The following is an 18,475-nucleotide window of genomic DNA, read 5'->3' as shown; positions in this document are numbered from 1 at the left end:
CGGGTCTGTGTTGCGGGCGAGGCGTCGACGAGTTCGCCGTGCGGCGCGAATCAAGGAAAGGCTTGTTCACACGCAGCGAGAACCGGCTGTCCGCACGCGCCTTTCCGGGGCGGTGCGCGCAGTCGTCGACGGCGGCGGCTGTGAGGGCCGTGCGGTGTGCGCGGGGTGCCGTGGACCTCATGTCATGGCCTCAGCGTGGTGAGTGCGCGCTCGGCGAGCCTGCGGGCGGTCTCGCACTTGGGAGGTAACCGGCTCACCGAGCGTGCGTCGATGCTGGCGTAGACGTCGAGTGCTTGGCCGTCGGCGACGTCGAGGATCAGGTCGCACCGATTCTTGTCCAGGCCGTTGGCGCGTTGGAAGGTCGGGAACCCGTCGACCGGGTCCACTTGGTCAATCGTCTCGGTGGCCGGGGTGCGGGTCCAGTAGTCGACGCCGTCGGTGACGTTGAACAGGAATCCGAAATAGCCGACCGAGGTGGCGTATCCGCAGTCCATACCCCGCGGTGCTTTGTCGCGAGTGGTGATCTCCCCGTCCTGGGTGATGAAGAACGTGTCCCAGTCGGTCCGCGCGAGCGGGCAGCCTTGGATGCCGGTGAGGTCCAGGGTGGTGATCCTGGTGGGTGTGGCGGTGGTCGTGGTGATGTTCGCGGGAACCGGTGAGCCCGGAAGCACCGTGCCGCAGCCGAACAGGACGAGTGCGAGTGCGATCGTGCCGCGGCTGAGCAGGGCTCGTGTGCCCGCCGCGATCCGCTTCCGCCTTGGGGGAGGGCATTTACCGGTCCGGTGTCGTGGGCGTGCCGGGTCTGGGTGGTGGGTTCCGCGGTATACCGGTGGCGACTGCTCAGCTGTGGGCATCGCGGCGCTCCTGGGCTTCGGCGAGCAAGGCGTCGTGGGTTGCCAGGTCGCCGGTGGCGGCGGCGAGTTCGGCTTGGTAGGTCAGGACTCGGGCCTGTTCGCCGGCTGAGCCGAGCTCTCGCAGTCGTTGCCACGCCTCGGTCAGGTGCTGTGTGGCGAGCCGGTATCGGCCGAGGCGGGTGAAGGTCCGTCCGATGGCGGCGTGGGTGCGGGCGGCGTTGTAGGGGTCGGGGTTCGTCAGTGCGTTGAACCGTGTGGCGGCGGATTTCAACAGGCCCAGCGCTTCTTCGTGTGCGCCCTGCGTGCCGGCGTGTTCGCCGAGCAGGTGCAGGGTCAGTGCGAGCTCGCGTCGTGCGCCGGTGTCGCGGTACACCTGCAGTGCGAGCAGCAGTTCGTGCTCGGCGCGCCTCAAGGCTTCCGTTCGCCGCTGGCGGGCTTGTGCCGGCGGATGACCATCGCTGTGGTCGGTGTGTTCGGCGATGTCGATGTGCAGTCGGGCCAGCATCATCCGCACATCGGCGACGCCGCGCCGGTCGGCCAGGCTTTCGCGTAGGGCCAGGGCGGCATGGAACTCGCGTTCGGCGTCGTCGTGGCGGCCGGCGGAGCGGGCGTCCATGCCGAGACGTTTGCGCATTTCCGCCTGCGCCTCGGGGTCGCCCCATGCCTGTGCGGCGGCCAGTCCGCACGAGTGCATGTCGGTGCGCCAGGCGTAGTGCTTCAGGTGTAAGAACAGCGGCCACAGGCCGTCGACCATGTGCCAGGCGCGTTCGTGCTGGCCGAGGTCGACCAGTGTGTAGGCGTAGGCGCCGACGGTGCGGCCGTGGGTTTCCAGCCAGGTCAACGCCTGCCCGCGATCACCGAACAGTTCCGGGCCGGGAGGACCCGAGGGGTGTCGGTGGGGGTGGCGGCGGTAGCCGGTGACGGCCCGGTCGGCATCGTGCAGCACCCGCCACACCAGGTCGGCCACGCGCACCACCGCGGCTGCCCGTTCCTGCCCGTCCTCGACGCGGGTAGGGGTGCGGCCGGTATCGCGAGCCAGATGGTCCATGGCCCATCGCGCGCCCGAGATGGTGCCGTCCAAACCGACGGCGTCGGAGACCGGGTGAGACGTGAGCAGACCGGCTTGGCCCAATTGGTTGAGCATGTCGGTGATGTCACCTGCCCGCTCCCCCGGTGACCGGACGGACGCCGGGGAGGCGTCGTGCGGTTCGGGGTGGAGGTCGGTGAGGGCTGCCGTCTCGATGGTGGCCAGGTCGTACTCGCGGTGGGGCAGGGCGGCGAGGATGCCGAACAGTCGGCGTTCCGGTGGTCGGAGCCCGTCGCGGGCCTGGGCCAGGGCATGGAGCACGGTGGAATCTCCCGGCGAGGTGGAGGTGGTCGACGGACGGTGTTGGTATCGAGTGGCCAGCGCGGTCAGCGGCAGGGTGGGGTCGGAGGCGGCGATCCCGGCCAGGGCGATGAGGGCGCGCGGTATCCCGCCGCACGCTCGGACCAGGCTGGTGGCGGCTTCGGGGGCGTCATCGATCCGGTCGGCGCCGGTGATCTCGCTCAGGATTGCCAGGGAGTGCTGTGCATTCAGCGGGCTCACGTGCAGCAGGTGTGCGCCGAACTGCCTCAGGCTGCTGAGCGGGGTGCGTGCGGTGACCACTACGACGCATTCCGGACCGGTCGGGAGCAGCGGCACCACGTGCGTCGTGTCGCGGACGTCGTCGAGTAGCACCGTCAGTGCCCGTGTGCGGGTCAGGCTGCGGTAGCGGGCCAGCCTTTGATCGGGGGTGGGCGGCAGGTCCACGGCCTGCACGCCGAGGTCGAGCAACCATCCGGTGACCACCGGTTCCGGATCGGACACTCCGAGCACGGGCCGGTCGCCGAGGTGTGCGTAGAGGGCGCCGTCGGGGTAGCGGTCCGCGTGATCGTGCAGCCACCGCACGGCCAGCGCGGTGGTGCCGACCCCGGCGGGGCCGTGCAGGACGACCACCACTGGGGTACCGGCCGGGCGGGTACCGGTGTGGTGCTCGTCCTCCCCCAGCAGGGCCCGGTCCAGGCTCGCTCGGGTGTCGACCCGGTTGACCAGTGTGCGTACGGCCAATGGCAGCTGCCACGGGATCACCGGCGCCGCGGAGTGGTGGTTGTGGTGCACGGTGACCGTGTCGATGCGGCTCGCCTGGATCACCGGCCCGTGGGCGGTGCCCGACAGGGTGTTCGTGATCCCCGCGGGCACCGGGTCGATGTTTCTCGGTGTGCCGCCGCCCTGTACGGGGCGGCCGGGTGCGGGTGGGGTGCGGGCGGGCGACATCCTCAGGCCTCCCCCACCGTGGCGATGCCTACCCACGATCGGGTGTCGGGCGCGTCCGGGTCGATCGGGCGCCAGTGGTGTGCCATCACCAGTGGCGTGGACAACCGGATCCCGGCCGCGGCCAGCAGGCCGGTCACCTCCTCGTGGGAGCGGGCGGTCAGTGTTTTGCGCACCCGGTCGCGGTAGACCGTCCGCATCCCGGCCGCGGTCGCGGCGTCGGCGGCGGGCAGCCGGTCGTCGGTGAGGTGGCTGATCACCAGTACCGATCCCACGGGCAGGCAGGTCCGCCAATCGGCCAGGACGTCGCGGACCTGCTCGGCGGTGCGGAGTTGGTCCAGGACGTCCACGGCCAGCAACACGACCGGCCGTTGCGGGTCGAGTCCGCCGTCGCCGGTGAGCAGCGACCACGTCGCCAGGGGTTTGAAGCCGGAACTGGCCACCACGATGTGGTCGGTTCCGGCCAGGAGTCGGTGGGCCACGGCCATGTCGTGGGAGTTGTCGACCACGTAGGCCACCCGTGTGGTGGGGTCGAGTGCCCGCGCCAGGGCGTGTGTGCCCGGCGTGGCGGGGATCATGGTTCCCAGGTCGATGACCTGGGTGAGCCTGTGCTCGGTGATGCAGGCATGGGTGGCGCGGGCCAGGAACATCCGCATGGCGCGGGCGTGCCGGCGCAGACCGGCCAGGACGGCGGGTCTGTGTCGTGCGGGCAGGCACTGCAGCAGGACGTCGATGACAGCGCGGTCGATCCCGAGGTTGTGTGTCGAGCCCAGCAGGTAGTCGGTGATCCTGGCCCGGCTCGGCGCCGACGGCCGCATCGGTGGTGTGATCACCGGGCCGACCTCCCCGCGGCCGGGCACTGCCGCGCGGGCGTGGTCGGGTGCCGGGAGGTCGGGCCGGTGATCGGCTGGCCGGTGGTTTTCTGGGTGGTCGCGGCCGATGGCCGTACCGGGGCGGGAGAGGATCCCGTTGTCGCCCGGTGGGCAGTGGTCGTGACCGCGGCCAGCGTGATCCCGGCCGGCCCGTTGATGAGCCGGCACGGGTCGGCCGGTGCCTCGTCGGGTACGGCCGTGGTCGGGTGATGGGTCGGCAGGCCGGGTGTGGCGAGTCCGGCGGGCACTTGGCGCGCGTGGTCTGCGGGTGTGCGGAGGTCGCCGATGGTGGGACTGGCGGCGGGTGGCGCGAGCACGGTGTCCGGCATCGGAGAGGGGAATCGGGTGACGGGTTGGGTGCCCGGCAGTGGGGGCGGGTGCTGGGCGGCACGGTCGAGCCCGTCGCCAGCAGCCGTCGTCGCGGTCGTCGCGGAGTCGGTCGTCTTTCGCGAAGGGACGGGTGTGCGCTGGGGTGTGTGCCAGGACGGGCCTGGGCTGAGGGTCGCGACTCCGGCGTAGCCCAGGCACCGGGTCGGATCGTCGATGTCGTGGACGGTTTCGGGTCGCCACTGGCTGGTGTGCACCACACCGGGGGTGGTGAGGCGCAGGCCGGTGAACAGTGCTGTCACGTCTGCCTTCGTGCGGGCGTTCAGCGCGATGCCGTCGTCCCGGTAGGTGTCGGTGGCCCGTCTGACCGGGTCGGGGTGGTCGTCCGCGGTCGCGTGGGAGATGGCCACGAAGCTTCCGGGGGCGAGCCGGTCGACGTAGCGCGCGACGATGCCCGCGGGGTCGTCATCGTCGTGGAGGAAGTGCAGGACGGCACACAGGAGCACGGCCACGGGCCGGTCGAAGTCGATCCGGGCCTGGACTGTCGGGTGGTCCAGGACCTTGTCGACGTCGCGCAGGTCGGCTTTGACCGCGGCGGCGGTGGGCAGGCCTTTGAGCAGGAGGTGGCTGTGGGCGACGGCGATGGGGTCGTTGTCGATGTAGACGACGGCGCAGCGCGGGTCGTGCAGGTAGGCGATGTCGTGGACGTTGCCGACGGTGGGGATGCCCGCCCCCAGGTCGAGGAACTGTCGGATGCCGCGGTCGATGAGGTGGAGCACGGCTCGACGCAGGAAGGATCGGTTGGCCTGGGCCGCGTGCTCGACGTGGGGCACTCGTTGCCGTAGTGCGTTGGCCACGGTGCGGTCGGCGGCGAAGTTGTGTCCGCCGCCGAGCAGGTAGTCGTAGATCCGTGCGGCGCTGGGCCGGTCGAGGTCCACGGCCAGGCCGTCGCGGGTGGGGAAGTGGTCGTCCATCGGTTCGTCTTCCTGCTCAAGCTCATCGGGCTGCCCAGGGGGCGCTGCGGTGGTGTTCTGGTTCGACGGGGCGGCGCAGCCTGCCGGCGACGGAGGGGTGTCGGGCGGTTGTCGGCCGCGTTGGGGCGTCAGATCCGCAGGTGCACCGGAAGTGTCTGGTAGCCGTGGGCGATCAGTGAGGCTTGCGGTCGAAGGTCCTGCGGGGACACCGCCAAGGCGAGTTCGGGGAACCGGGTGAACAGGGCGGGCAGCGCCACGCTGGCTTCCAGTCGGGCCAAGGGTGCGCCGAGGCAGAAGTGCGGGCCGTGTCCGAAGGCCAGGTGCTGGTCGTTGCGGGGGCGGGTGATGTCGAAGCGGTCCGCGTCGTCGTAGGTGCCGGGGTCGCGGTTGGCGGCGGCGATGTTGTGCATCACCGCATCACCTGCCCGGAAGCGGATGCCGCCGCCCAAATCGAGGTCAGCGGTGACCAGGTAGAGCGGCACGTTGGCGATGGGGGCGTGCCAGCGCAGGGTTTCCTCGATGACCTGGGACCAGCCGACGCGGCCTTCGAGCAGGTGCGCTCGCTGGTCGGGGTGGGTCAGCAGCGCGACGGTGGCGTTGCCGAGCAGGGTGGTGGTGGTCTCGTGTCCGGCGCCGATGAGCAGCAGCAGGGTGTCGATGAGTTCGGTGTCGCTCAGGCGGGAGTCGGTGGTGTCGTCGTGGGCGGTGATCAGGGAGCTGATCACGTCCTGTGCCGGGTTTCGGCGTTTGAGGTCGATGACCGCGCGCAGGGTGTCCTGCATGGTCTGCTGGCTGGTGTGGCGTTGTTGCGTGGTCGCGGCGGTGGCGAAGATGCCCTCGACCGCGGTGCGCAGGTCGGGGCGGGCGTGGGCGGGTATGCCCAGCAGGGTGCTGATGATCTCCAGCGGGACCGGGTGGGTGAAGTGTTCGCGCAAGTCCACCGGGTCGGAGCCGTGGCGGGTGGCCAGGGCGTCCAGCGTGGTGTGCACGACCTGTTCGATCCGCGGCCGCATCGCCCTGACCTGCGTGGCGGTGAACGCGGGCGCGACCAGGGATCGCAGCCTGCGGTGCTCGGCGGCGTCGGTGGTGAACATGTTCTGCGAGTACACGAAGCTCGCCAATGGCCAGGTCGGCGCCACGTGCCCGTCGCGGAACAGCGGCCAGTGCTCGCGGGGGTTCTTGGACACCAGCGGGTGGTTGACCAGGAGCCTGATCAGGGCCGGGTCGGTGGCGACCCAGACGACGATGCCGCCGGGGGTTTCCGCGCGCGTGATCGGGCCACGGGCCCGCAGTGCCGCGGCTTCGCCGTCGTGGTCGCTGCCCGTGGGGTCCAGGAGGTAGGCGGTGTCGGGGCTGGCGGTCACGAAGCGACTCCTGACGTGCTGAGTGCGGGCGTCCGCACCGGTGGAGGGAAAACCGCGGGCAGGTCGTGTAATCCGCGGGTGAACGGGGCCGCGCGCCACCGTGGGGGTCCGGTGTCGGGGTCCAGGCGCACGCCGGGGAGGCGGTCGAGCAGGGTGTCGATGGCGGCGGAGGCGATCAGGCGTGCCATCTGCTGGGCCGGACACGCGTGGTTGCCGGCGCTGAACGCCAGATGGGCGCGGTTTCGGTGCTCTGGCGGCAGGGCGGGGTCGGTGTTGGCCGCGGCGAAGCTGATCAGGACCGGTTGCCCGGCGGGCAGGACAATGCCGTCGAGGTCGACGTCGCGGACGGGGAACACGAGGCTGTAGTTGGACATCGACGGGTCCGACCAGAGGACGTCGTCGAGTGCGTCGTCGACCGAGGTGGTGCCTTCGGCGAGGTCACCGGCCACGGCGGCGCCGGTGAGCAGCCGGTAGACGGTGTTGCCGATGAGGTTGGCCTCGGGTTCGGATCCGGCGCCCATCATCACCAGCAGGTTGGCTTCCAGTTCCTGCCCGGACAGGTGTGCGGGGTGCTGCATCAGGCGGGTCACCACGTCGTGGCCGGGGCGCCGTCCTTTGAGGTCGATCAGGTGCGACAGCGTTCGGGTCAACCGTGTGTTGGCGTGGGCGGGGTCGGTGCCGTCGAAGATGGCCTGGGTGTCGACCATCAACTGCTCCCCCAGGGCCTGGGGGCACCCGAACAGGCGGGTGAACACGGCGAGCGCGAGGGGTTTGGCGTAGTCGTGCAGCAGGTCCGCGTGTCCGGAGGCGGCGAATCCGGCGATGAGAGTGTCGGCGATCCGGACGACCTGGGTACGCAGCACCATCAGGTCGACCCCGAGCAGGCTGGTGCTCACCGCGGCGCGCAGCCGGGCGTGGTCGGCGCCGTCGGCGAACAGGGCGTTCTTGCGCCACTGCACCACCGGTGTGATGGGGCAGCCCGCAGGGAGGGTGTCCTGCCAGGGGCGTGGGTCTTTGCGGAAGGTCGCCGGGTCCTGCAGTACCCGCAGCGCGGCGCGGTAGCCGGTCACCAGCATCGCGGGTACGCCGGGGGCGATCTCGACCGGTGCCGCGGGCCCGTGCCGGCGTAGTTCGGTGTAGACGGTGTGCGGGTCGGCGGCGAACTCCTCGGTATACAAGGCGGGGAGGGGGTGTGGCGGTTGTGGTCGCAGCACACCGGTCAGCGGCGGGAGGTTGTCGTTCATGGGTGCTCCGGGTGGCGGACGAGGAGATGTTCGACCAGGGCGATCACCGCGTGGGCGCAGGATTGGCGGTCGCGGACGTCGCAGTCGACTAGGGGGGTGTCCGCCGACAGTGCGAGCGCCCGCCGTAGTTCGTGCAGGTCGTGTCGCGGTGCGCCGTCGAAGGTGTTGGCCGCCACCGCGTAGGGCAGGCCGAGGTCCTCGACCCGGTCCAGCAACGGGAAGGACTGGTCGAGTCGTCGGGCGTCGACCAGCACCACCGTGCCCATGGCGCCGTGGGCCAGGGTGTGCCACAGGTCGGTGAAGCGTGGCTGGCCGGGGGTGCCGAACAGGTACAGCACGAGAGTGTCGGTCAGGGTGAGGCGGCCGAAGTCGATCGCGACGGTCGTGGTGGCCTTGCCCGCCACTCCGGTGAGGTCGTCGATGGGTTGCCCTGCCTGCGACAGGGTTTCCTCGGTGTGCAGCGGTGCGACTTCCGACAGGGAGCCGACCATGGTGGTCTTGCCGACCCCGAAGTGCCCGGTGATGAGGATCTTCACCGCGTACCGGACCGTGTCGGGCAGGTACACCACAGCCGTCTCAGAGGCGGCGGAGTCCATGCAGGACCCTTTCCAGGATGTCGGGGCTGACGCGGGGCATCGGGGTGATCGGTTCGATGGCGATGATGTGGCCGCTGTCGAGCAGGTCGCACAGCAGCACCTTGACCGCGGTGACCGGGAGCCGCAGGTGAGCCGCGATCTCGGCGACCGACAAACCACCGAACCGGCACAGGCTCAGGACACGGCGGGGTTCGGGGGCCAACAGCACGATGTCGTCGCGGTGCAGGGCGTCCTCGTGGACGCGGACGATGCTGATGTCGCCGAACACATCGTGGCGGGGCACACCACGCCCACCGAGTATCAGGTGTGGTCGCACCAACGCTCTGCGGCTCCCGGCCTCGCTCATGTCGCGGGGACCGTGTCCGTCCGGGATGGACTGTCGAGTTCGGACCCGAGCCTGGAGACCAGGGTCTGCAGCGCGAAGCTCAGCACACCCATGTCGACGTCCTTGCCCGCCACCGCGGCGAGGAAGGCGTTGGCACCCGCGCTGACCATCACCAGGTAGTGGCCGTCGAACTCGGAGATACTTTGCACCCACGGCCCCAACTGCATGTCGCGGGCCTGGGCCCTGGCCAGGGACACCGACCCGGTCGCCGCCGCGGTGAGCTTGTCGGCGCTGTCGGTGTCGATGGCGAGCGAGCGTGCCATCAGCAAACCATCCATGGTGCCCAACACGGCGAAACGGGCGTGGGGCACGTTGTCGAGCGTGTCGTCGAGCCACGGACCGAGCCTGTTGCCTGTCACTTCGGGAAATGCGTTGGTCATGACGGGTTCCTCTCATGCGGGGTGCGACGGTCGACGTCGAAGGACTGTTGCCAGGCCCCGAGAGCGGCGGCGGATCGCTTCAGCTCCTCCGGGTCGCGGTGCGGCAACGGTGCCTCCGCGGGAGGTGCCGCCGGGAGGACGGCGTGGCGTGGTGGGCGTATCGGAAGGCCGTGAGCGGTGGTCGCAGGCGGTACCGATGCCGGTGCCGAGGTTGCGGCCCGGTCGACCTGGGCCGGTGGCTGCTCGACGGCGGGGCGGGGCACCCCGTGCCGTGCTTGTGCTGCGGGAACGAGGAGCTCACGAGGCAGGAACAGCACCGCCCGCATACCGCCGTAGGGCGACGTGGCAGCCAGGTTCACCCGGAACCCGTGGGCGGCCACGAGGACCGAGCACGCGGCCAACCCGATCCGGGGCGGGTCACCGAGCGAACGGATCCGTACCGGACGGGTGCCGGAGAGCAGGTCGTTGGCACGCTCGACGGCGTCGGGGCTCATACCGATCCCGGCGTCGTCGATGATGATCGAGATCCCATTGTGGGCGGGCTGGGTGCTGACGTGGACCGCTGCCCCGGTCGAGTGCCGTGCGGCGTTGTCCAGCAGCTCCGCCACGGCCAACACCACTTGTTCGACCCGGTGCCCGACCAGGATGCCCTCGGCGGTCGAGCCGATCCTGATGCGCGGGTAGTCCCGGATACGGGACACCGCACCACGCAGTACGTCGCTGAGTGTGGTGTCGGTGCGCTGCGTGCCCGAGGTCGCCCCGCACACCATGGCGATGGCCTGGCTACGACGCAGCATCTGGGAGTTCGCGTGGTCGATCCGCAGCAGGCCACCCAGTACGGCGGGGGCGTCGTGCTCGTTCTGCATGTCGGTGATGGCGACTTCCAATTCCCCGAGCTGAGCGCGCACGACCCGCATCACCGCCTGGACCACCGATTTCGCGCGGTCGTCAGCGCGGAACTCGGCCTGGAGATCCGCGGAAAGGACCAGGGTGAGGACTTCCTCGAGGAGGTCCTCAAAACCGGTGCCGGCCAGACGAGAGTGCAGGCATCCCGGATCGTCGACGTCCGCGTCAAAGGCGGACTCGATCACAGCGGGAAGACGGGCCTTCACCAGGTGCAGCAACTCTTCCTCGCGAAGGGCCCGTTCCTCTGCGAGGCGCTCGTTCGTGTGCGTGAGGTCCCGAATCTGCCTCACCATTGCGGTGTGGTGCTCATCGGTGGATCGGCGGTGTCGGGAAGCCATGCTTTGCGCGCTCTGCAAGACTCCGTCGACGTATTTGCACCAAGTGGGGATGTCAATATCAGGCACTCGGGGAATCTCGACGCGCTCATCCAGAAACGCTGCGACGAGGGCGGGCACACGGAGGCCAACGAGGTTCCACAAGCTGACCCGGCACGCCTCGACCGTCGCCTGCAACCGGACCACCGTGCTGATGGCCTGTCGCTCACTGTTCTCCGCGTCGGTCCAACGACGCTCGGCCAGGGCCAGCTTCTCCCCCGTCAACTCCCCCGCACCTTTCAACTGCGCCGCCACCTCGGCCAACCACATTCTCGGCGTGCTGTCGGCCAGTTGCGGCACCGCGACCTCGCTGCCGTCGACGCTCCGGTACAGCGCAGGGATGTGTTCGTCGACGATGTCCTGGATCCCGTCACGCAGCAGCCTCAGGTGCCGCCGCACCTTGCGGGTCGCGACTCGGCCTCGATAGGCGACGGCGCCCAGGGCGACGACGCCGACGGCAAGAATGATGAGCAGCACGGCTGATAAATCCATCTGATCCCCATGATCGACAGTGCGCTTTCAAGCAAGGGTGGGTGAAGTCGGGTCGCTTCGAAATGGCAGTGCGACAACTCGCGCCGAGAGCGGCGAAGGGCGCAGCGCGGCGGCGAGGTTTGTCGTGGTGGGTCCGGCGCCACGTGGTGTACCGCTCAGCGCATTCGTCGCCGGTCGATGACGAGCACGAGCTCGTTCTGCAACGGCAGCATGCAGAACCGAGCGGCGTGATGGGACGAGAGCAACGGCGCAGGTTCCGAGCCGATGACAGGTGTCGTTGGCGTGCGGTCGCCTCGGTGAAAACCTAGCGCTTCGTCGGTTTCCACCTTTAACACGCTGCGCATGGCCTCACGCACTAGAGGCCGTGGCCACCGGTTCACACCCCTTTCGTACTTGCCGATGCTGCGTAGGTCCACCGATGGCGCTGTCAGGTCGCGTCGCAGCATGTAGACATTGAGCGCCTCGGCCAACTCCTGGCGTGACAGGGCCCGGTTGGGTTGATTCGGCGACGGCAACCGTTTCCGTGCATCGCTGAGGAGGTTATTGGGAACTGGGTTCACTGCGGCCTTCCATACCTCTTTCATGTTCGGAATAGCCAGTGCGATGTGACTGCATCGACGTTTCGGGACAGCCGGTACTCGTACTGGGCGGAGTGACGTCACTCGCTCGGCACGATCACCGTGACCGTGTCGGAGTAGGGCAACCGACTGATGCGAGGCTGTGCGGCGCCTACTTACTCTCCTTGCGATGAGCTTGTCGTGTTAATGCTGCCTCTGGAAATGACCTAGTGTGGAACTCTTGTCGCACTTTCGATGCACCAACTGCGGAAGGATGGTTTGATCTACAGTGACGGAAGGAGCGACCTAGGTGGCGATCGTGCGCAAGTGGGGACCCCAGGAGACCCGCGCGCTGCGCCGCGCGCTGCGACTGAGCGTGCGCGCGTTCGCTGCCTACCTCGGGGTTGCCACCAGAACCGTGTCCAAGTGGGAGGCGCGAGGCTCAGTAGTTCACTTGCGTCCAGACACGCAGGCCATGCTGGACGCAGCTCTAGCCCGAGCTGATACTCAGACTCGCGTCCGGTTTGCAGCAATACTTAGCGAACTTGACGACCATTTTGAATGGTGCACAACAATTGACGTCGACACCTGGGAAGAGGATCTCGATCGAGTACTGATATGCCTTAGCCACCAGGAATTCCGCCTGGCCACCAGACTGCTTGACAAATGGTTGGTCAAACTCGACAGTCTCGACCTATCCCCCGATCAACTGCGCCTGCACGCCCGCACTCTGACACTTCTCGGTGACCTTCGGTGTGACGAAGGAATTCTAGACGGTCCGCGCTCCGCAAGGTTTGCATACAGTCAGGCGCAGCACATTTATTCTTTTCTAGGCACCTCGCGCCGAATTGCGCAAACCGAACTTCAACTCGCAGTAATCACCGAAATGTCTGGAAATCTTGCCATCGCTATCCGTTATTATAAGAATCTCTCAGTCGACCAGCGACTGAGCAATCGCGATCGAGCACGAGCCCAACTCTGGATAGGTACCACACTTAGCAAAGATGGCAAAAACCATGATGCCGTCCGACAAATGGTTCCAACCATCAACATGTTCGACAGCATGGGCGAATCAGAGGACTGGTCACTTGCCCATCAAAAGGTAGCATTGGCTTATCGAGCCCTAGGCGACCTCACTAAAGCATACCACTACATGAATATTGCCGTCGAAAATCCCTGCGGGGATTCGCCGATGCAACGAGTACGACTTAATACCGCTCAAGGCCATCTTCTACTCAGCGACATCGCCACCCAAGACGAGGGTATTTCAAGACTGAAAAAATCACTACAAGTTGCACAAAAGCACGGCCTGATGCACCAGGCAGCAAGTATTAAAACAATCACACAATCTGCCGAGCAAGCCCACTAATTGCTTAGCAAAAACTTAGGAGCATAGTTTTGCCTGTCAGCAGTGACCACGTTGCGACAGAAACACAACGCCGCGACGCTGAAGTCATATGGGAATATCATCGGATGCGTCATACTCCACAGCCTTGCTCGGCCGCTATTGCACTAGGGAGTTATGACATTGGCGTGGCCACACAAGCAGTAGAGCTTTTTCGCAAACATCTATTTCCAGTTGTGGTGTTTTCTGGGGCAACCAGCGCCGTCACGGTCGACCGGTTTCCACGCGGCGAGGCGATCCACTACCGTGAGCACGCCCTGAACCTTGGCCTACCTGAGTCTGCAATTCTTATCGAGCCTATGGCAACCAACACCGGACAAAATATCAAACTATCCCGAAAAGCACTTGAAACGGCTGGCGTTGTAGTAAATTCACTGATGTTGATCTCGATGCGATATATGGAGCGACGCGCTTTTGCAACTTGCTCAAAGCAGTGGCCTGAGATTCCAATTGTATGCGCATCTGCACCTTTGACCTACGTCGAGTATGTCAAGACTATCGGCAACGAAAAGTTGGTCATCGATGAACTCGTAGGCGACCTCCAGCGGATCATGGAATACCCAAAGCTTGGATTCGCAACCGAACAGGAAATACCCGCAAAAGTGGGTGATTCATACTGCCGTTTGCTGCAAGATGGATTTGACAATCGACTGCTAGCTTTGCCGAAATAAGAGTAAAGCTTTTCGTTGAGGCGCCTAATTTTCGTCGGTAAGCATAACAGTTCCACTTAGCGCACGTTAACAGTTGGCAGAATTTTTTTGGCGGTGAACGAGCAGGAGAACCTGCTTGATTGCGGCAATAGTCGTTGCCAACCATCTAGCCTGGGCGTCAACGTATTCGTCAAAGCACAGATTCCCGAATATGAAACAACTTCCAGTGTGACCGCGAGCGCGCCAGAACCAGCAGTCGACCAGGTCGCCACCTCGGGCCAATGGGTGTCGCCAAGCCCTCAGCAGAGTCTTCGCCCACGTCGCTTCGATGGTGCCCGGTGGACGACCGGACGCGACGGTGTACGTGGGCGATCACCATGACAACGATGTCGTCGCGGCGAAGGCAGCGGGGTTCGGCATGGCGTTGATCCGGCGCGGCCCGTGGGACTACCTCTGGGCCGAGGATCCACTGGTCCAGCGTGACGCGGACTGAGTGATCGACTCCTTAAACGACCTAGTGCCGCATCAGGCAAGGTTCGCCCCGTTATGACATGACGCGCCGCTCGGGTTCCTGGTCCGGGCGGCGCGTGTGCGTCAGGCTGGCTCGGTGGCAGATCGAGTACGTGTTCGTGAGATCGATCAGGACGAGGGTGGTCGGTTGTTGCGGATCGTCCGCAGGGGCACCGGGTCGGTGGTGACCTGGCGGCGGGCGCAGATGGTCCTGTTGTCCGCGCAGGGCATGGCGGTGGCCAAGGTCGCCGAGGTGACGTTCACCAGCCCGGACCGGGTCCGCGATGTGATCCACAACTTCAACACCGACGGCTTCGACTCCCTCTATCCGAAATACTCCGGCGGTCGACCCAGGACGTTCACGCTGCCCGAACGCCGGGAGATCAAGAAGATCGTCAAGTCCAGGCCGGTCGAGCACGACCTGCCGTTCTCGACCTGGAGCCTGGCCAAGCTGGCCGACTTCCTGGTCGCCGAGGGGGTGGTCGACGACATCAGCCACGAGGGCCTGCGCATCCTGCTCCGCGAGGAAGGCGTCTCGTTTCAACGCGTGAAGACCTGGAAGGCCTCCCGCGATCCGGACTACGCGGTCAAGAAGGCGCGGGTGGAGCACCTGTACGCGATCGCCGACGGCGAGATCGTGCCCGAGCCGGACGAACCGGCAGTGGTGTTCTGCCTGGACGAGTTCAGGCCGCTCAACCTGCAACCGCATCCCGGCCGCCAGTGGGCCGAACGCGGTGGCAGGCACAAGGATTCCGATCGCGGGCCCAGGCCCCGGCGGCGGGCGACCTACACCCGCCCGCACGGGGTCCGGCACCTGTTCGCCGCCTACGACCTGGCCACCGACAAGCTCTACGGGCATATCAAGAAGACCAAGAACCGGAGCAGGTTCCTGGAGTTCTGCCGCTACCTGCGCACGCTGTACCTGCGGACGGTCCGTCTGGCGATCGTGTGCGACAACTACTCCCCGCACCTGACCACCAGGCGGTGCCGCAGGGTCGCCGACTGGGCCGAGGCCAACAACGTCGAGATCGCCTACCCCCCAACAAACTCCTCGTGGCTCAACCGCATCGAGGCCCAATTCACCGCCCTGCGGTACTTCACCCTCGACGGCACCGACCACCCCAGCCACAAAGAACAGGGCAGCATGATCCGCCGCTACATCATCTGGCGAAACAAGCACGCTCACGATCGACGGCTATGCGAGGTCGTCAACAGGGCGAACGTTGCCTGATACGGCACTAGTAGGTCTGGTGGCCTCACGTTGACCGATCGGTGCAATGGCTCAGCGGGCACGGGCCCAAGCGACGAGATCAAGCAACCCTGGCCAACGATCAGCGATTCCGCGACATCGTCAGTGCCAACCGCTCTCAGACCAGCACCCGGCCGAGGTTCCACCAGACGAGTGCCCGACAAGGTCTCTCCGCTCATCTCGCGCACGCGGGTATCTTCCGAAATGCACCCGGCGCCGCAGGCTCGCATTGGCCTTGTCCCCGGCACGCGGGAACCTTCCCCTTGGTCAACGCGCCACCAGACCATGAAGCCCCACGCACGGTATAAGCGAGTCGCGGACTCACCGCCACCTCAGGTGAGATCATGACGGCCACGCATCTCCGCTCGACTCAACAAGGGAGATCCGTGACCGGAACCCGCCGAACAACAGTGAATGAGAAACACCGTTCCCGTTCGTAGAGTCCCAGGTCACGAAGCCTCGTCCCCGCGCACGCGGGGATCTTCCCCACGAACAAACAGGAGCACACCTGTGCCTGGACTCGTCCCCGCGCACGCGGGGATCTTCCCGTCGAGCGGCGCGCTGCCGCGGCGGACGAGGTCTCGTCCCCGCGCACGCGGGGATCTTCCGCCCGGCGACACGGTCCGGTTCGTCAAGCGGGACTCGTCCCCGCGCACGCGGGGATCTTCCGGAGGACGGGGCGCGGCTCACCCCCGCTGACGCCTCGTCCCCGCGCACGCGGGGATCTTCCGTCCGGCACACGGGTCGGCATCGGCTGGGTCCGCTCGTCCCCGCGCACGCGGGGATCTTCCGCGTGACCCATGCCCAGGGTGCGATCCGTGCCCCTCGTCCCCGCGCACGCGGGGATCTTCCGGCACAAGTCCTTCTCGCGTTCGTCGGCGCGATCTCGTCCCCGCGCACGCGGGGATCTTCCTCCACGTCCCAGGCCGTGAGGACGCCCTTGGACCTCGTCCCCGCGCACGCGGGGATCTTCCCCTCGTCGTCGGGTTCGTCTACCCCGGCAGGAGCTCGTCCCCGCGCACGCGGGGATCTTCCATGACTTCGATCCCCTCGGCGGAGACCTCCAGGCTCGTCCCCGCGCACGCGGGGATCTTCCGGGTGAGCCCACGGCGGAGCACGAGGCCGCTGTCTCGCCCCCGCGCACGCGGGGATCTTCCGCAGGTGGAGTTGATCAGGAAGGCGTTGGCCGGCTCGTCCCCGCGCACGCGGGGATCTTCCGCCTCGACGCGAAGCTCCAGCGCAAGCTGGACACTCGTCCCCGCGCACGCGGGGATCTTCCGGCATGACGAGCGAGCGCCTGACCTACACCGGCACTCGTCCCCGCGCACGCGGGGATCTTCCGTCCGGCTCGACGGAGAACAAAGCGAAGGCCGCCTCGTCCCCGCGCACGCGGGGATCTTCCGTTGCACAGGCACCCGCCGTACAGGTCGGGCCTCTCGTCCCCGCGCACGCGGGGATCTTCCTGGTCGGATCCTTTGCCAGCAACGAGATTCCGGCTCGTCCCCGCGCACGCGGGGATCTTCCGGCGGTGAAGAACGCCGGCCCCGCGGTCGAGGGCTCGTCCCCGCGCACGCGGGGATCTTCCTCTCCGTGAGCGCGATCTTCGCGGCGTGGGATTCTCGTCCCCGCGCACGCGGGGATCTTCCGTCGAGGGTCTCCCCCACGTTGTGGATCAGGGACTCGTCCCCGCGCACGCGGGGATCTTCCCGGTGGGGAAGCCCGTTACTAACGCCCTTCCCCCTCGTCCCCGCGCACGCGGGAATCTTCCGGTGTACCGCGTCGTGCGGGCACGGCATGAGTCCTCGTCCCCGCGCACGCGGGGATCTTCCTCTGGGACGCCTACTGGAAAGACGTCGTGTCCGCTCGTCCCCGCGCACGCGGGGATCTTCCGTAGATGCCCGGCATATCCGGGTACCTTTCGATCTCGTCCCTGCGCACGCGGGGATCTTCCGCGCGAGTTCCACGACCTCGGCGCGCCGAGAAACTCGTCCCCGCGCACGCGGGGATCTTCCGGATCGGCCGCTTGCGCAGCATCGGGATTGGCGCTCGTCCCCGCGCACGCGGGGATCTTCCTTCCAGGGGGGTGGGGTTGGCGCACAACAGTGTCTCGTCCCCGCGCACGCGGGGGTCTTGCGAAGGGGCCCGGAGGTCGCCCCCGCAAGGGAAGCTCGTCCCCGCGCACGCGGGGGTCTTCCAGGGGTTTCTCCCATGCAGTTGCGGTGCCCGTACTCGTCCCCGCGCACGCGGGGGTCTTCCGCCGCAGATGACGCTGGCCGAGCTGGAGCGGTTCTCGTCCCCGCGCACGCGGGGGTCTTCCGGCGGTGCGAGCGATGGCCATGTGGCGTCGGTCCTCGTCCCCGCGCACGCGGGGGTCTTCCCCGGTCTCCGGTGCGTGGGGCGTTCCCGCGGGCCTCGTCCCCGCGCACGCGGGGGTCTTCCCCGGTCTCCGGTGCGTGGGGCGTTCCCGCAGGCCTCGTCCCCGCGCACGCGGGGGTCTTCCGCGTAACGCAAAGCGGCGCAAAGCGGCAAGTCACTCGTCCCCGCGCACGCGGGGGTCTTCCGTCGAGGACGTGCAGCCCCTCGACCCGCGGGTCCTCGTCCGCGCACGCGGGGGTCTTCCGATCACTCTCTGTGCCGTATCCCTCGGCGGGCCCTCGTCCCCGCGCACGCGGGGGTCTTCCCCAGGTTCTCAGCGTGCTGTCGGCCAGTTGCGGCTCGTCCCAGCGCACGCGGGGGTCTTCCCGGTCCCGGACAACTCCGGGTTCAACCAGTGCACTCGTCCCCGCGCACGTGGGGGTCTTCCGCCGAGCCGATCCTCAACGACTTCTCGAACGTCCTCGTCCCCGCGCATGCGGGGGTTTTCCTCGGTGGCCTGGGCACACGGCGGTTCCTTCCCGTCTCGTCCCCGCGCACGCGGGGGTCTTCCCGCAACGCACCTCGCGTAGTCCTCGCCCGGCCGCTCGTCCCCGCGCACGCGGGGGTCTTCCTCGGCGTGATCATCCCCGCCGCACTACCGCGCACTCGTCCCCGCGCACGCGGGGGT

General features: G+C 67.4%; 15 protein-coding genes and 1 CRISPR repeat array (1 of these 16 running past the window's edge). Of the genes, 4 read left to right on the top strand and 11 right to left on the bottom strand.

The window, feature by feature from the left end:
• Positions 1-182: 182 nt before the first annotated feature.
• The 11 genes from RM788_RS43900 to RM788_RS43850 all read right to left on the bottom strand — a co-directional run bounded on the left by RM788_RS43900 (position 183) and on the right by RM788_RS43850 (position 11,645).
• Positions 183-854, bottom strand: coding sequence for a DUF3558 family protein (locus RM788_RS43900; protein WP_315926472.1), 672 nt, complete (start codon positions 852-854; stop codon positions 183-185).
• The gene (locus RM788_RS43895) at positions 841-3,150 is read right to left on the bottom strand and encodes an NB-ARC domain-containing protein (protein ID WP_315926470.1); all 2,310 of its coding nucleotides are present in this window, start codon (positions 3,148-3,150) and stop codon (positions 841-843) included. The genes RM788_RS43900 and RM788_RS43895 overlap by 14 nt, the downstream gene beginning before the upstream one ends.
• A gap of 2 nt (positions 3,151-3,152) precedes the next feature.
• The gene (locus RM788_RS43890; protein WP_315926468.1) at positions 3,153-3,980 is read right to left on the bottom strand and encodes an SAM-dependent methyltransferase; all 828 of its coding nucleotides are present in this window, start codon (positions 3,978-3,980) and stop codon (positions 3,153-3,155) included.
• Positions 3,977-5,320 carry an SAM-dependent methyltransferase gene (locus RM788_RS43885; protein WP_315926466.1) on the bottom strand — a complete coding sequence of 448 codons (1,344 nt, stop codon included), beginning with the start codon at positions 5,318-5,320 and terminating at the stop codon, positions 3,977-3,979. The genes RM788_RS43890 and RM788_RS43885 overlap by 4 nt, the downstream gene beginning before the upstream one ends.
• Positions 5,321-5,448: 128 nt before the next feature.
• Positions 5,449-6,684, bottom strand: coding sequence for a cytochrome P450 family protein (locus tag RM788_RS43880; protein ID WP_315926464.1), 1,236 nt, complete (start codon positions 6,682-6,684; stop codon positions 5,449-5,451).
• Positions 6,681-7,928, bottom strand: a complete 1,248-nt coding sequence (locus tag RM788_RS43875) for a cytochrome P450 family protein (RefSeq protein WP_315926462.1) — start codon at positions 7,926-7,928, stop codon at positions 6,681-6,683. Before RM788_RS43875 ends, RM788_RS43880 begins: the two co-directional genes overlap by 4 nt.
• Entirely contained in the window at positions 7,925-8,524 is a 600-nt protein-coding gene (locus RM788_RS43870; protein ID WP_315926460.1) for a GTP-binding protein, read from the bottom strand. The genes RM788_RS43875 and RM788_RS43870 overlap by 4 nt, the downstream gene beginning before the upstream one ends.
• Positions 8,505-8,807 carry a DUF742 domain-containing protein gene (locus tag RM788_RS43865; RefSeq protein WP_315926458.1) on the bottom strand — a complete coding sequence of 101 codons (303 nt, stop codon included), beginning with the start codon at positions 8,805-8,807 and terminating at the stop codon, positions 8,505-8,507. The genes RM788_RS43870 and RM788_RS43865 overlap by 20 nt, the downstream gene beginning before the upstream one ends.
• A gap of 59 nt (positions 8,808-8,866) precedes the next feature.
• A complete protein-coding gene (locus RM788_RS43860) occupies positions 8,867-9,289 on the bottom strand; it encodes a roadblock/LC7 domain-containing protein (RefSeq protein ID WP_315926456.1) in 423 nt (140 codons plus the stop codon).
• Positions 9,286-11,046: a sensor histidine kinase gene (locus RM788_RS43855; protein ID WP_315926454.1), complete on the bottom strand. Its 1,761-nt coding sequence runs from the start codon at positions 11,044-11,046 to the stop codon at positions 9,286-9,288. The genes RM788_RS43860 and RM788_RS43855 overlap by 4 nt, the downstream gene beginning before the upstream one ends.
• A gap of 170 nt (positions 11,047-11,216) precedes the next feature.
• Positions 11,217-11,645 carry a hypothetical protein gene (locus RM788_RS43850; protein WP_315926452.1) on the bottom strand — a complete coding sequence of 143 codons (429 nt, stop codon included), beginning with the start codon at positions 11,643-11,645 and terminating at the stop codon, positions 11,217-11,219.
• A 283-nt stretch (positions 11,646-11,928) separates the two neighbouring features.
• Between RM788_RS43850 and RM788_RS43845 the strand changes: the two genes are divergently transcribed.
• The 4 genes from RM788_RS43845 to RM788_RS43830 all read left to right on the top strand — a co-directional run bounded on the left by RM788_RS43845 (position 11,929) and on the right by RM788_RS43830 (position 15,414).
• Positions 11,929-12,987 carry a helix-turn-helix domain-containing protein gene (locus RM788_RS43845; RefSeq protein WP_315926450.1) on the top strand — a complete coding sequence of 353 codons (1,059 nt, stop codon included), beginning with the start codon at positions 11,929-11,931 and terminating at the stop codon, positions 12,985-12,987.
• Positions 12,988-13,151: 164 nt separating this feature from the next.
• On the top strand, positions 13,152-13,694 hold the full coding sequence (locus RM788_RS43840; RefSeq protein WP_399341947.1) for a YdcF family protein: 543 nt from the start codon (positions 13,152-13,154) through the stop codon (positions 13,692-13,694).
• Between the two features lie 343 nt (positions 13,695-14,037).
• Complete coding sequence (locus tag RM788_RS43835) at positions 14,038-14,166, top strand: hypothetical protein (RefSeq protein WP_315926448.1); 129 nt, start codon at positions 14,038-14,040, stop codon at positions 14,164-14,166.
• Between the two features lie 114 nt (positions 14,167-14,280).
• Positions 14,281-15,414, top strand: coding sequence for an IS630 family transposase (locus tag RM788_RS43830; RefSeq protein WP_315926446.1), 1,134 nt, complete (start codon positions 14,281-14,283; stop codon positions 15,412-15,414).
• Between the two features lie 478 nt (positions 15,415-15,892).
• A CRISPR array of direct repeats spans positions 15,893-18,475; the repeat unit is 28 nt; unit sequence CTCGTCCCCGCGCACGCGGGGATCTTCC; it runs 728 nt beyond the window's last position.

Source organism: Umezawaea sp. Da 62-37, from assembly GCF_032460545.1.
Lineage (GTDB): Bacteria > Actinomycetota > Actinomycetes > Mycobacteriales > Pseudonocardiaceae > Umezawaea.
The sequence above is the reverse complement of the archived record's forward strand: the minus strand, read 5'-3'. Positions and strand labels throughout refer to the sequence as shown.